The 13,105-nt window shown below is 61.5% G+C and carries 12 protein-coding genes; 6 read left to right on the top strand and 6 right to left on the bottom strand.

The window, feature by feature from the left end; genetic code table 11:
• Nucleotides 1–43: 43 nt before the first annotated feature.
• Entirely contained in the window at nucleotides 44–1,612 is a 1,569-nt protein-coding gene (locus AOT96_RS00230; RefSeq protein WP_007726092.1) for a carboxylesterase/lipase family protein, read from the top strand.
• Here AOT96_RS00230 and AOT96_RS00225 read toward each other — a convergent pair.
• Both AOT96_RS00225 and AOT96_RS00220 read right to left on the bottom strand, forming a co-directional pair.
• Nucleotides 1,605–2,831 (bottom strand): MFS transporter, encoded by a 1,227-nt coding sequence (locus AOT96_RS00225; protein WP_065352727.1) that lies wholly within the window; start codon nucleotides 2,829–2,831, stop codon nucleotides 1,605–1,607. The two genes, AOT96_RS00230 and AOT96_RS00225, sit on opposite strands and share 8 nt — an antisense overlap.
• A gap of 161 nt (nucleotides 2,832–2,992) precedes the next feature.
• Nucleotides 2,993–3,262 carry a GNAT family N-acetyltransferase gene (locus AOT96_RS00220; RefSeq protein ID WP_007726096.1) on the bottom strand — a complete coding sequence of 90 codons (270 nt, stop codon included), beginning with the start codon at nucleotides 3,260–3,262 and terminating at the stop codon, nucleotides 2,993–2,995.
• 574 nt (nucleotides 3,263–3,836) lie between these two features.
• On the opposite strand from AOT96_RS00220, the gene AOT96_RS00215 reads away from it, so the two are divergent.
• Nucleotides 3,837–4,163: a hypothetical protein gene (locus AOT96_RS00215; RefSeq protein ID WP_003941297.1), complete on the top strand. Its 327-nt coding sequence runs from the start codon at nucleotides 3,837–3,839 to the stop codon at nucleotides 4,161–4,163.
• A gap of 57 nt (nucleotides 4,164–4,220) precedes the next feature.
• On the opposite strand, the gene AOT96_RS00210 is transcribed toward AOT96_RS00215, so the two are convergent.
• Entirely contained in the window at nucleotides 4,221–4,844 is a 624-nt protein-coding gene (locus tag AOT96_RS00210) for a Type 1 glutamine amidotransferase-like domain-containing protein (protein ID WP_065351156.1), read from the bottom strand.
• Between the two features lie 34 nt (nucleotides 4,845–4,878).
• Nucleotides 4,879–5,697 carry a maleylpyruvate isomerase family mycothiol-dependent enzyme gene (locus tag AOT96_RS00205; RefSeq protein WP_003941328.1) on the bottom strand — a complete coding sequence of 273 codons (819 nt, stop codon included), beginning with the start codon at nucleotides 5,695–5,697 and terminating at the stop codon, nucleotides 4,879–4,881.
• A 191-nt stretch (nucleotides 5,698–5,888) separates the two neighbouring features.
• Here AOT96_RS00205 and AOT96_RS00200 point away from each other — a divergent pair, with 191 nt between their 5' ends.
• From AOT96_RS00200 to AOT96_RS00185, 4 genes are all read left to right on the top strand, one after another.
• Complete coding sequence (locus AOT96_RS00200; protein ID WP_003941397.1) at nucleotides 5,889–7,427, top strand: AMP-binding protein; 1,539 nt, start codon at nucleotides 5,889–5,891, stop codon at nucleotides 7,425–7,427.
• Between the two features lie 527 nt (nucleotides 7,428–7,954).
• A complete protein-coding gene (locus AOT96_RS00195; RefSeq protein WP_003941381.1) occupies nucleotides 7,955–9,064 on the top strand; it encodes a Re/Si-specific NAD(P)(+) transhydrogenase subunit alpha in 1,110 nt (369 codons plus the stop codon).
• Nucleotides 9,064–9,387: an NAD(P) transhydrogenase subunit alpha gene (locus tag AOT96_RS00190; protein WP_003941319.1), complete on the top strand. Its 324-nt coding sequence runs from the start codon at nucleotides 9,064–9,066 to the stop codon at nucleotides 9,385–9,387. Before AOT96_RS00195 ends, AOT96_RS00190 begins: the two co-directional genes overlap by 1 nt.
• A complete protein-coding gene (locus tag AOT96_RS00185; RefSeq protein WP_003941368.1) occupies nucleotides 9,387–10,817 on the top strand; it encodes an NAD(P)(+) transhydrogenase (Re/Si-specific) subunit beta in 1,431 nt (476 codons plus the stop codon). The genes AOT96_RS00190 and AOT96_RS00185 overlap by 1 nt, the downstream gene beginning before the upstream one ends.
• A gap of 393 nt (nucleotides 10,818–11,210) precedes the next feature.
• On the opposite strand, the gene AOT96_RS00180 is transcribed toward AOT96_RS00185, so the two are convergent.
• Entirely contained in the window at nucleotides 11,211–11,864 is a 654-nt protein-coding gene (locus AOT96_RS00180; RefSeq protein WP_065351155.1) for a hypothetical protein, read from the bottom strand.
• 29 nt (nucleotides 11,865–11,893) lie between these two features.
• Complete coding sequence (locus AOT96_RS00175) at nucleotides 11,894–13,099, bottom strand: MFS transporter (protein WP_065351154.1); 1,206 nt, start codon at nucleotides 13,097–13,099, stop codon at nucleotides 11,894–11,896.
• Between the last annotated feature and the right edge of the window lie 6 nt (nucleotides 13,100–13,105).

Below are 13,105 nucleotides of genomic sequence, written 5' to 3'. Positions count from 1 at the left end.
TGGCCTTGATTGCCACACGCGCGGGTCGGGAGGGGATTCAGACATGGAGACCGACGTTCGACCAAATCTCGGCGAGGACGGAACTCTGGTGATCCGGGCGCGAGGCGGAGAAGCCCGCGGGTATCCGGATGGCGGTGTATTCGCGTGGAAGGGCATGCCCTACGCAGCGGCGCCGGTGGGTGAGCGGAGGTTCCGAGCGCCACAACCCGCACAGCCGTGGGACGGGGTGCGCGACTGTCGTGAGTTCGGGCCGATCGCGCCGCAAGGCCAGAGTCCGGCGGTTCCGATCGATCGGGCCTTCAAAATCGACGAGGACTGCCTGTCGATCAACGTCTGGGCCCCGCGACCCGACGGCACGCCGCGACCGGTGATGGTGTGGATTCACGGCGGCGCCTACTGCCTCGGATCCGCCGCCCAAACGATCTACGACGGCCGTCATCTGGCTGAAACCGGCGACGTCGTTCTCGTCTCCTTCAACTATCGCGTCGGCGCACTCGGATTCCTGGACCTGTCTGCATTCTCCACCGCGGATACTGTTTTCGAATCGAACTGTGGTCTGCGAGACCAGATTGCGGCACTCGAATGGGTTCGAGACAACATCGACGCCTTCGGTGGTGACCCGAGTGCGGTGACCGTGTTCGGGGAGTCCTCCGGCGCAGGATCCATCACGACGCTCATGACCTGTCCGAGCGCCGAAGGTCTGTTCCATCGTGCGATTGCCCAGAGTCCGCCCGCGACCTCCGTCTACGGGGCCGAGCGCGCCAAGACCGTGGCGGAGCGGTTTCTCGAACTGCTCTCGATCGACCCCGAAGACGCAGGCGATCTGCTGACCACGGATCTGGAACTGCTCGTCAAGGCAAGCGATGATTTGGTCAACGAAATTCCGACCCGGATTCCGGGAACTTTGGCGATGGCACCCGTTGTCGATCGCGATCTGGTGCCGCACTACCCGGTTGCGGCTTTCCAGAAGGGTTACGCGCACCGAATCCCACTGATCATCGGTTCCAACAAGGACGAGGCGTCGATCTTCAAGTTCATGAAGTCTCCGCTGATGCCGGTGAGTGCGCAGTCCGTCGAGGCAATGCTCCAATTACTGGCCGACGATCACCCCGACATCTCCGCGACCAAACTTGCCGAGATCATGTCGGCTTACCCGGACCATGCGAAACCGAGTGGCGCGCTGGCACTGTCACGGGACGCTGCGTTTCGCATGCCGACCCTCTGGATCGCAGACGCGCACTGCAGGCATTCCCCTACATGGGTCTACCGCTTCGATCACGCGACGCCGATGCTCAAGGCGGCGCGGATCGGCGCGGGCCACGCGACCGAATTACCTTATGTATTCGGCAATTTCGGAACCCTGAACGTCGACCCCACGTTCTGGCTCGGCGGTCGGAAGGCCGCGATGGAGGTGGCCGGCCGTATCCAACGGCGATGGTTGGCCTTCGCCAGGCATGCAGTGCCGGCGGCCCTCGACGGCTCGAAGCACTGGGCGCCGTACGAGGAAGAGAAGCGGTCGACGCTGTTGATCGACTCCGCCGACACCCTCGTCAGCGACCCCGATCACGGATTGCGCGTCGCCTGGGGCAACGACGTGATGGGGTTCAACTGACGTCGGTCGAGTGCCGCGGACGATCCAGTTCGCGAAGCACCGGCAGAGAGGCACAGACTGCGGCGATCAGGATGATCGGAATCGACAGGGCCACAAAGGTCGACGCGATTCCGAGTTGATCGAGCAGCGGGCCGACCGCGAGGTAGCCGAGCGGGCCTGCGGCGTAGGCCGTCGACGTCATGACACCGACGACGCGTCCACGCATGTGCTCCGGGCTGTGCGTCTGCATGGCGTAGTTGGCGATCGGGCCGACTGGTCCGTAGACGAGGCCCTGCAGTCCGGCAAGTACGAGGATCACCCACAGTGGAGGTAGGAGCGCCATGGCCAGCATCGCTATGCCGAGAACGGCGACGGCAAAAATCATGATCAGCCGCCGGGACATGATCGGCGCCAGTGGGGCGTAGGCGAGAGAGCCGATGATGCCGCCGATCGCCAAGGCCATCAACACCGATCCGAGTTGGGCCGGTTGATCCAACTCTGTGAAGTACACCGGGAACACGACACTCTCCACAGGCATGTAGAGCGCGACGACTGCCATGTCGATCAGCGCCAGGGTGCGCAGCAGTTTGTTGTTCCAGACGAACCGAAGACCGTCGAGTGTGCCGTGCCAGATCGATTTCGGACGGTGTTCGTGTTCGGGCACTCCGGCGCCGGGAAGCCGGATGAAGGCGACCACGACTATCGAGAACACAAAACCTGCCGCCGTGACCCAGAGCGTGTTCACCGCTCCGATCGTTGCGATGAGGACACCGCCGATGCCAGGGCCGATCAGATACGCGACGTTGAAGTTGGCCTCGTACACACTGTTGGTTCGATCGAGCTTCCACTTGGCGGTCCGAGTCGCTGCAGGCAGCATGGACTCCCTCGCCGCCATTCCGGCGGGGTCGAACACGGCGCCGAGTGCGGCCAACGCCGCGATCACCGGGATCGTCAAGCCCGCGGTGGCCGCGATGATCGGAATCGCTGCAACGGACATCGCGGAGAGAGCGTCGGAAATCATCGACGTTCGACGGCGTCCGAACTTGTCGACGAATGTCCCCGAAAACAGGCTCGACACGAGTAGCGGAATGGCTGCTGCGCCGGCAACTATCGCCGCGTCGGTAGCCTTACCGGTTCGTTCGAGAACCAGCCAGGGGAGCACGACGATGGCGATACCGTTGCCGATCGACGAGAACAGCGTCGCGAGATTGACCAGTACGAGAGGGAGATAGCTGGGGATAGCTACGTCCGTGGACGCAGGTGGACGCCGATCTGCTGAGGCGACCACGTTCTTTCCTTCCCCGAGATGGTGCCGCCCAGGATTTCGACGACGGCACCATCGACGCTAGCAGCGGGGTCTGCAGGTTCGCGACTGGTTTTTCGCCGGCCGTTCTCGTTCGGTTATGCCTGGTAGACGGGGTTCTCCGCAACAAACTTCTCGACGTACGAGCACGTCGGAAGGATCTTCAATCCCTCGTTCCGGGTCTGATCGAGCGCTTCACGCACCACGATGGCGGCAAGCCCGCGCCCACGAAACTGCGGATAGGTCACCGTGTGGTGGAAATCACGGACGCCGGAATGGTCCGAGTACTCGGCGAAACCGGCGAGTTCGCCGTCGACTCGGATCTCGAAACGCGTTTCCGCGGGATTGTGCGCCACTGTCTCGGTCATCTTCGGGCTCCGTTTCGAAAGGGCGGCCGGTTGCGCCGCGCCGCGTCTACGTTCTCTGGAGCACGCTACCTGGCAGGCCGTCCGCAATATCGGTTGCCGACGTGGGATCCGTTACTTAGCGCAACTACAACTGGACGACCGTTCAAGGGACCTTCGTCGCCATGGAGAACGAACAAAACTGGTCTGTACGTGCCGATTTGCCCGTACTTTTGTGCCCACAACGGGTGATACATATGCATCACGATCGTAACTATCCCAATATGTGGGACCGGTCACAAAGTTTTTTGTCGTCTGTTCGGATGGATTAAGTGGAGGGCCTGAAACGGGCAAATTGCAGGTCAGCGGCGCGCTGGTTGCGTGTCGATGATGGGTGCGAGTGGCCGGAAACCCCAGGGGTATTGCGTTGGTCATCAGATCGTTTCTCGGACGTGATCCCAAAGACCCGCTCGGGGGGTTAGCGTTTGAATCGTCGGGGATAGAAGAAGCGTTACAACTTCGCCAAAAAAACTTTGGCGTCGCTGCTCAACGGTTCGATTTCGAGTCTTCGTCGGACAACTTCGAGGAAGGAACGCACATGATTTTCGGGCAGCGTGAGTCGAACAGTTACTTTGCCGCAATTTTTTCGTACGACTTCCTTGACGAAGGTCTGGGATACGAGACCATCGCACGGATTCACCGAGGCGAGATCTGCGAATGGATTCGTGATCTCGAGGCTTCCGGGTTGTTCTCGGCTGCGGAAGTCCATGCCGCTGAACTGGCATGGCGCGAAAATCCACGCCTGCTCCTCGACGCCCTTCTCGAGGACGCTGACGAGGTCTCTGTCAAGCGCTGGGAGATCGCGTGGACGAGGCTCGAGCGTCAGTCGCCGGCAGCCGGAACCGCGGTGGCAGAGCACGGCTGATCCGGTCGGGCCGAGTCGACTGCTCAGTCTGCGTCAAGATCAACCGTCTGCGTTACATCAACGGTCGACGAGTATCACCTCGTGATCTGTAAGCACGGTGAATTGCGCGCCCGCCGTGGTCAGGGCCGCAATCGTCCGCGCAGTCACCTGTGGATCTTCGAGTAGCGAATCGCCGCCGTGCGGCACTATCGCGAAGTCGATCAGCGCGAGCCCGGACCAGATCGGGTCGATACCGCACGTTGGCATGACTTCAGCGGGGTCGTCCGACGCGTCCAGCCCGATCAGAGTCGGAGTCGCCAGGCACGCTCCGGCGCTGTATCCCGCATAGGCCACGACGCCTGAACGAACCAGCATCTCGATGACCCTGTCAGCGCCACTTCGAGCTAGCTGAGCTCGCAGGACGAACGTGTTTCCGCCGCGAACCCACAGGCAGTCGAATTCGCGGAGCCGGAGTTCCAGTGCTTCCGATGCACCCAGGAAGTCTCGGACATCCACTTCCTCTGCGGTGAAGCCCGCTGCCCGTAGCGGAGTCAATTCGCTGGTGACTGCTGAACTGCGGGCATTGGCGGGCCACGAATCTGCAGCCGCGGCGATGACCGCGATGCGAGCGCCGCGGCCTACGAGATCGACAAAAGCCTCGCGGTGATCGCCGAATCGGTAGGACGAGAGAAACAGTTTCACTTCTCAGTACCTTCGCGACCTACCCACCCAGCCCTCAAATCGTGAACGCCAGATTGTCGACGACGCGTGTGCCCACCGTGGTGTCACCGCGAAGCGAGATGTCGGTTCGGTGATCCGACGCGTGGACGCGGCCACCGGCAATTCGGGTGAAGAGCGGTGAGCTCATCGAGATGGTCGTGGTCGCCGGACCGTCCAACTCCGGGACGAGTGTTGCTCGCGCGTCGACCGAGACGTGAAGTGAACGGGCAAGTGGCCCTTCGAGTTCGAAAGTGATCCGTGCTCCCTCTGGCGCCTTTCCTCGTTTTCCGACGACGAATCCGAGCGCGCTGGTGATTTCGCCGAATGCAGTCTCCGCGCGCAATCCGCCTTCCTCACCCGGAATGCCAACTGCATCTCTGATGTCGAGTTCGTGCATCCAACAGTCGAAGGTCCGAATACGCATGAACCGGCCATAGGGCGCAAGACCGACCGGTGTTTGTGTCTCGGCGTCCCAGTCCGCGCTGGTCATCGAGCGCAGCGCTTCGGTTCGTTCGGCGGTGATCTCGCGATATCGGGTCAGCAGGTCCGAGTGCGGTGTCCGCCGCAGGCCTTCGACCCAGCGCTCGTTGAACGCCGCAATCTCGTTGTGGACGTGGGGCAATGCGTGCACGTCCAGATTGATCGACGGCGGATTGATGCCCGAGAGCAGTGATTCCGTACCGATCAGATGGGACACGATGTCGTGAACCGTCCACCCCGGAAGGTTCGACGGTGCCAACCACTGATCGCCGTCGAGTTCGGCCAGCAGTGCGTCGATGACTCGCCATTCCTCGGTCAATGCGTCGACTACTGAGTCCTGGGGCCAACCACTCATGTGGACATCTCCTGTTTCGGACGGTGCGGTTCTCCTCACTGTATGTCCCGGCGGATAAGTGAGCGGGCATTCCCATGCTTCGAGTCGGTGTCACCAAACCTCCGAGGGTGGCAGAGTTCCTGTGGTAGACCAGGATTGTCGACGCCGAAGCAGGCTCACGCGGCGTTGTCGTCACCGACAGAGGAGTCTTCGTGTTTCCAGGAAATTTTGTCCAGTCCACGCCGGACAAGCCCGCCGTCATTCGCCCTGCGACGGGTGAGTCCATCACCTATCGGGAACTCGACGAACGGTCGACGCAGTTGGCGCGATACTTCCGAAGTGTCGGTGCCAAGCCTGGGGACCACGTCGCTCTCATCTCGAACAACGATCTCCGGGCGTTCGAGGTGTACTGGGCAGCGTTGAGATCCGGCCTCTACATCACCGCGGTGAACTGGCATCTCACGGCTTCGGAGGCTGCCTACATCGTCGACGACTGCGAGGCGACAATTCTGGTGGCGTCGGGGCAGGCGTCCGCAGCAGTTCCGTTGGACGAGAAGCTGATTCCACGCGTGCGGCACCGATTGGTGTACGGCGGCGCCCTCGAGGGCTTCGACGACTACGAAGAAGCGGTCGATGCGCAGTCCACTGCTCCACTCGACTCGCAGCCGCGTGGGGCTGACATGCTGTATTCGTCGGGAACCACCGGCAGGCCGAAGGGGATCAAAGGAGATCTCCCGGAGGGTGAGGTGAACACCACCATGGATCCGTACACCGCGGTGTTCGCACCGATGTACGGGTTCGATTCCGACACAGTCTATTTGTGCCCGGCTCCGGTCTATCACGCGGCGCCCCTGCGTTTTTGCGGCGTGATCAATTCGGTCGGCGGAACCGTGATCTTGATGGATGCATTCGAAGCCGAAACCGCGCTGGAGTTGATCGGTAAATACGCTGTGACGCACAGTCAGTGGGTACCGACGATGTTCGTTCGAATGTTGAAACTTCCGAAGGAGACCCGTGATCGTTACGACGTCTCGACGGTGAAGGTCGCCATTCACGCTGCTGCTCCCTGCCCGCCCGAAGTGAAGACGGCAATGATCGACTGGTGGGGGCCGGTGATCTACGAGTACTACGCCTCGACCGAGGGTTCGGGCGCTACCTTCATCAACAGTGAGCAGGCCTTGTCGCATCCGGGTTCCGTCGGGCGTGACGGAGTGATGGGGATCGTGCACATCTGTGACGACGCCGGGCGCGATCTTCCGGTCGGCGAGATCGGTACCGTGTTCTGGGAGCGGGAGACTTTGCCGTTCCGGTACCACAATGATCCCGAGAAAACGGCTGCCGCGCAGCATCCGGATCATCCGACGTGGACGACGAGTGGAGATATCGGCTATATCGACTCCGAGCGTTTCCTTTATCTGACCGACCGCGCCGCGTTCACGATTATCTCCGGTGGTGTGAATATCTACCCACAGGAGTCCGAGAACATCCTTACTTTGCACCCGAAGGTGTTCGACGTGGCGGTCATCGGTGTTCCCGACGAAGAAATGGGTGAGCAGGTCAAGGCGGTTGTCCAACTAGCGGAGGGAATCGAGCCTGGTGCCCATGTCGCCGAGGAATTGCTGGAATACGTCCGCAGTCAGGTCGCACATTTCAAAGCTCCGAGAAGCATTGACTTTGCCGACGAATTGCCTAGGACCGCTACAGGAAAGCTCGTCAAGCACAAGTTGCGGTCTCAATATGTGAGCAATTGATGCTCTAGTGAAATGCTAGGACATCAGAGTAATTCTGCGAGATAGTCGGCAAGGACCTGCGCGTGACCGTATGGCAGGTCCTTGCTTGCTGTCAGTAGAACAACGGGTCGAGCATCCGAGGCCGGTGCGAGGCGTACTGCAGGTTTTCGCGTTTGAGGCCGCGTGGCCGGAGTCGGTCCACGCGGAGTCGGACGGCGTTACATTCGGAAGCCCGTTCGTAAACTCGCTCGACGGTGATTATTCGGCGCGTCATTCTGATGCCTTTACGTCTTTCGGCCGTTTCAAATAGTGGAATAGTCCGCCATTCCGGTGTGATCGGCCTCACAGTAGGCTTCTTCAGGTATGTCCAAACATACTGTTCGGACTCGATTCAGATGGAGAAAGTGCGTCGTCGGTTTCCCTACGCCGCGTTAACTCTGGCTACTATCAGTCACCATTCACCCAAAAGCGGGTCATCTTCCGCTCATCACATGCTGGTTGCCGCTCGTCGCAGCAGGCGAACCACCAACCGCAGAAGGTAATGGAAAATGGAAACATCGAAGAGCGCACAAGTGCGTCCGTCGGTCGGCGTCCCTCGAGAATCGAGTGATGGTGAGCGTCGGGTCGCATTGGTGCCGAAAATTGTGTCCGCTTTGATCGGCAAGGGTGTCGACGTGGTCGTCGAGTCCGGGGCCGGTCTCGGGGCGTTGATTCCCGACGAGTTGTACACCGCTGCCGGCGCGAAGATCGGCGATCCGTGGACTGCTGACGTGGTGGTCAAGGTTGCGCCTCCGTCGACAGAAGAGATCGCCCGGATCAGTACCGGCGCGAAGCTCATCGGTTTCCTGAATCCGCGTAATGCGGACAACCGCATCGCCGAGTTGAAGGCCGCCGGCATCGAGGGATACGCCGTGGAGGCGATTCCTCGTATCTCCCGCGCGCAGGTGATGGACGCGTTGTCCTCGCAGGCGAACGTGTCCGGGTACAAGGCTGTTCTGTTGGCAGCATCGGAGTCGACGCGGTTCTTCCCGATGCTCACCACCGCTGCGGGCACGGTGAAGCCTGCGACGGTTCTGGTCCTCGGAGTGGGTGTGGCAGGTCTGCAGGCGCTGGCGACAGCCAAGCGTCTCGGTGGCCGCGCTACCGGGTACGACGTGCGTCCTGAGGTCGCCGACCAGGTGCGTTCGGTGGGTGCACAGTGGCTCGACCTCGGAATCGATGCGGCGGGCGAGGGTGGATACGCCCGCGAGTTGACCGACGACGAGCGAGCGAAGCAGCAGCAGGCACTCGAAGATGCGATCAAGGGCTTCGACGTTGTGATCACCACAGCTCTGGTTCCGGGTCGTCCCGCGCCGCGCCTGGTGACCGCTGCCGCGGTCGAAGGCATGAAGCCGGGCAGTGTCGTGGTCGACCTCGCGGGTGAAACCGGTGGTAACTGCGAGCTGACCGAGCCGGGTCAAACCGTCGTCAAGCACGGCGTGACCATTTGCTCTCCGCTGAATTTGCCGGCGTCCATGCCGGAGCATGCGTCCGAGTTGTACTCGAAGAACATTTCCGCGCTGATCGAACTCATGTTGGTGGAAGGTGCCTTGGCGCCTGATTTCTCCGACGAGGTTCTGGCCGGTGCGTGCGTCACCCGTGAAGAGAAGGGCGCCTGATGTACACATCACTTCTGGCGAACATCGCGATCCTGGTGTTGTCCGGGTTCGTCGGTTTCGCTGTGATCTCCAAAGTTCCGAACACCCTGCACACCCCGTTGATGTCCGGTACGAACGCCATCCACGGCATCGTCGTCCTGGGTGCGTTGGTCGTCCTGGGCAAGGTGCACGATCCCTCGATCGGGTTGCAGATCATCTTGTTCGTCGCGCTCGTCTTCGGAACCGTGAACGTTGTCGGTGGTTTTGTGGTCACGGACCGCATGTTGGCGATGTTCAAGGCCAAGCCGGCTGCCAAGTCTGTGTCGAAGGATGGTGACCAGTAATGGAATACCTGGTCAATGCGCTCTACATTGTCGCGTTCTCGATGTTCATCTACGGCCTCATGGGTCTTACCGGCCCGAAGACCGCAGTCCGCGGCAACCAGATCGCCGCGGTCGGCATGCTCATCGCCGTCGTTGCAACTCTGATCTCCATTCGTGATGCGGAGATGGGGAACTGGATCCTCATCGCTGCCGGCCTTGTCATCGGTGTCGTGCTCGGCGTTCCGCCGGCGCTCCGGACGAAGATGACGGCCATGCCGCAGTTGGTGGCACTGTTCAACGGTGTCGGCGGCGGCACAGTCGCGTTGATCGCGTACGCGGAGTTCCTGGACTCGGACGGTTTCACCGCATTCCAGCACGGCGAATCGCCGACGGTACACATCGTCATCGCTTCGCTCTTTGCCGCGGTGATCGGATCGATCTCCTTCTGGGGCAGCGTGATCGCGTTCCTGAAGCTGCAGGAAACTCTGCCTGGTCGTCCGATCGGAATCGGCAAGCTCCAGCAGCCGCTCAATGCTCTGCTGCTCATTGCCGCCGTCGCGTTCTCGGTGATCATCGGTATCAAGGCGATCTCACCGGAAGGCCCGACCAGCTCACTGTGGATCGTCGGCGTGCTCGTGCTCTCGGGCATCCTCGGACTGATGGTCGTGCTGCCCATCGGCGGCGCGGACATGCCCGTCGTCATCTCGCTGCTCAACGCTCTGACCGGTTTGTCAGCTGCTGCTGCAGGTTTGGCGCTCAACAACCAGGCGATGATCGTCGCCGGCATGATCGTCGGTGCTTCGGGCACCATCTTGACCAACCTCATGGCCAAGGCCATGAACCGGTCCATCCCGGCCATCGTTGCCGGCGGCTTCGGTGGTGGTGGCGGTGAAGCCGCATCCTCCGACGGCGTCGTGCGCACGGCAAAGGCGACCTCGGCCGCCGACGCGGCCATCCAGATGGCCTACGCCAACCAGGTCATCGTCGTACCCGGATACGGACTTGCCGTCGCGCAGGCTCAGCATGCCGTCAAGGACATGGCGAAACTGCTCGAGTCGAAGGGCGTCGAGGTCAAGTACGCCATTCACCCGGTCGCCGGCCGTATGCCCGGTCACATGAACGTCCTTCTCGCAGAGGCGGATGTCTCGTACGACGCGATGAAGGAAATGGACGACATCAACGACGAGTTCTCTCGTACCGATGTCACCTTGGTGATCGGCGCGAACGACGTCACCAACCCGGCGGCGCGCAACGATCCGAGCTCACCGATTCACGGAATGCCGATCCTCAACGTCGACCAGTCGAAGTCCGTCATCGTGCTCAAGCGCTCGATGAACTCCGGTTTCGCCGGTATCGAGAACCCGCTCTTCTTCGCCGAGGGCACCTCGATGCTCTTCGGTGACGCCAAGAAGTCGGTCTCCGAAGTAACCGAGGAACTCAAGGCGCTCTAGCGCTGGTACTCGGAAGGGGCGTCCACTCGCAGCTGCGAGTGGACGCCTTTTTCGTGGCCGTGTGTTGCAAAGATGTCGTGTGTTGCAACGACTTCTTGTGCTGCAACGACTTCTTGTGCTGAAACGACAAAGGCGCCTGGTCCGAGACGAAACTCGGAACAGGCGCCTCTGGCGACGTTTTACGGAACCTCGGGGGTTTCGGGGTCGGAAGAGAAGCCGGAAAGTAGTTCGATCAACTTCTGGATCAGTTCGAGCGGGTTCAGATCTTCGAGGCTCACGGTAAAGACTCCTTCGCTGTGGAACTACTTGATTCGGACATTTCAGAACATACGTCATGTGCAACCGTGGCGGGCGAGCTATCGGCGAAAATCTCTGAATCCCAAAGATTTAGGACTAAAGTCGGATGCTCCGGTGCCTGGAGAACGCGATGGCTGCCGTATCCGGGCGTAGCTCTTCACGTTTCGCGGCGATGGGCGATCGTGCCATCAAAATGGCTGCGGCACAGGCCCATACCAGGGTGATCAGAATGCCAGCTATCACTCCGAAAAGGCCGCTCAGCTCGGCGGCGAGCGCGCTGGCACCGATCGCAGCAACTCCGACGAATCCGAGCCCGGCGACCACCGGACGCCACTGCGGGGCGGTGATCAAGATCGCCGAGCAGTACAGCGCGGTCGCCGCTGCGACGTGACCGCTGGGCAATAGGTCCTGGGGCACATCGGGGAGCCAGGAACCGAATGCCGCGTTGGTGAGATTGGCGCCCATTCCGAGGAGCAGGATCGCGCCGATGCCGTATGGCAGTCCGCGGACCATCGAGACGACGGCCAGAGCGGTAGTGGCTGCGAGTACAGCGGTGACGTCGAATCGGCCTACCGTCCACTCGGCAAGTGCGCGCACCTGTTCCGGGACGCTCAAACCGGGCGAGGTGGGTCGCACGAAATACAAGACGCCCAGCGCTACGACGGCGATCGCGGCAAGGACGAGGAAGCGAGTGGTTGTGGAGGGAGCGGGGTGCTGGGTGGAGGTCGAGACGGTCACGAGTACCAGCATCCCTGTTGAGTCTGTGCCGATCGTGAGGATCAGCTGTGAGGTCTGTAGGCGGTCGGAGAATCGCGCCGAACGACACCCGCACAACCCGCTGCGACCAGGACGCATGCAAACGGGATCAACATTGCTGTGGTGAGAGGCACAAGCTTGGTGACCCAGCCGATGGTTGCCGGCCCGGCGAGGAATCCGATGTATCCCATGCCGACGACGCGAGACATGTTGGTACCGGCCGAACCTGAGCCCAGATTTCCGGCCGTGGTGAAGATCTGCGGAATACATCCCGACAGGCCTGCGCCGAACAGCGCCCAACCGAGCAACGTCAGTGGTAGCCAGCCGGATACCACGACGGTCAGCATGCCGACGGACGACAGCAACGCGCCGTAGCGAACCACGGCCACCGGGCCTACCGCCGCGCTGATCCGATCCGCGGTGAACCGGCCGACGGTCATCGTGGCGGAGAATGCGCCGAACGACAGTGCGGCAACGGCATTCGAAACACCGAGATCTTCCTTGACCTGCAGCGCGCTCCAGTCGTTTGCCACTCCCTCGGCCAGCATCAGAACAAAGGCGAGGGTTCCGAGGGCAAGTACGCGAGCCGAGAATCTGCCGTGTGTCTTTCCGGTAGTCGACGCGGTTTCGGCATGCACGTCGACGTGAGGGAGAAGGGGTCGCGAGCACAACCAGACTGCCAGCAAGCCGATTGCCGACGCGATGCTGAGCGTGACATACGGCGGAAGATCCAGTGCGAGAGTGCCGAATCCGATGACAGAGCCCAATACGCCACCGACCGAGAACATGCCGTGAAAGGCCGCCATGATCGAGCGCCGGTACAACTGTTCGGCCTCGACGGCCTGCGAGTTCATCGACACGTCCAACGCGCCGTTCGCAAAGCCGAACACGACAAGTGCAGCGCCCAGCTGCCAGGTGTTCGTGGCAAACCCCGGGCCGAGAGTGGCGAATGCCAGCCCGCTACCCGCCAGGACGACCATGCGTCTGCTGCCGTATCGATCTGCGAGCGGGCCGCTCAACTGCATGCCGGCAATGGCTCCGACTGCAAGAAGGAGAAGAAGTGAGCCGAGCGTCGAGTGACTGATCCCCACTCGGTGTTCGATGGACGGGATGTGGACGACCCACATCGCGAGGAGAAATCCGTTGATGCCGAAAATGCCGAAGATGCCGGCGCGGGCGCGCACCAGGGCGGAGGTGGGGACTGCGCGGTCGGTGGGGTTGACGCTCACTCGTTC

Origin of the sequence: Rhodococcus sp. 008, assembly GCF_001682295.1 — a bacterium.
GTDB lineage: Bacteria > Actinomycetota > Actinomycetes > Mycobacteriales > Mycobacteriaceae > Rhodococcus_F > Rhodococcus_F qingshengii.
This window is presented reverse-complemented; position numbering and strand designations above follow the sequence as displayed.

Coding starts and splice junctions, on each gene's coding strand:
- AOT96_RS00230 (WP_007726092.1), top strand. CDS start 44: ATGGAGACCGACGTTCGACCAAATCTCGGCGAGGACGGAACTCTGGTG.
- AOT96_RS00180 (WP_065351155.1), bottom strand. CDS start 11,864: ATGCTGGTACTCGTGACCGTCTCGACCTCCACCCAGCACCCCGCTCCC.
- AOT96_RS00190 (WP_003941319.1), top strand. CDS start 9,064: ATGTACACATCACTTCTGGCGAACATCGCGATCCTGGTGTTGTCCGGG.
- AOT96_RS00195 (WP_003941381.1), top strand. CDS start 7,955: ATGGAAACATCGAAGAGCGCACAAGTGCGTCCGTCGGTCGGCGTCCCT.
- AOT96_RS00220 (WP_007726096.1), bottom strand. CDS start 3,262: ATGACCGAGACAGTGGCGCACAATCCCGCGGAAACGCGTTTCGAGATC.
- AOT96_RS00205 (WP_003941328.1), bottom strand. CDS start 5,697: ATGAGTGGTTGGCCCCAGGACTCAGTAGTCGACGCATTGACCGAGGAA.
- AOT96_RS00215 (WP_003941297.1), top strand. CDS start 3,837: ATGATTTTCGGGCAGCGTGAGTCGAACAGTTACTTTGCCGCAATTTTT.
- AOT96_RS00185 (WP_003941368.1), top strand. CDS start 9,387: ATGGAATACCTGGTCAATGCGCTCTACATTGTCGCGTTCTCGATGTTC.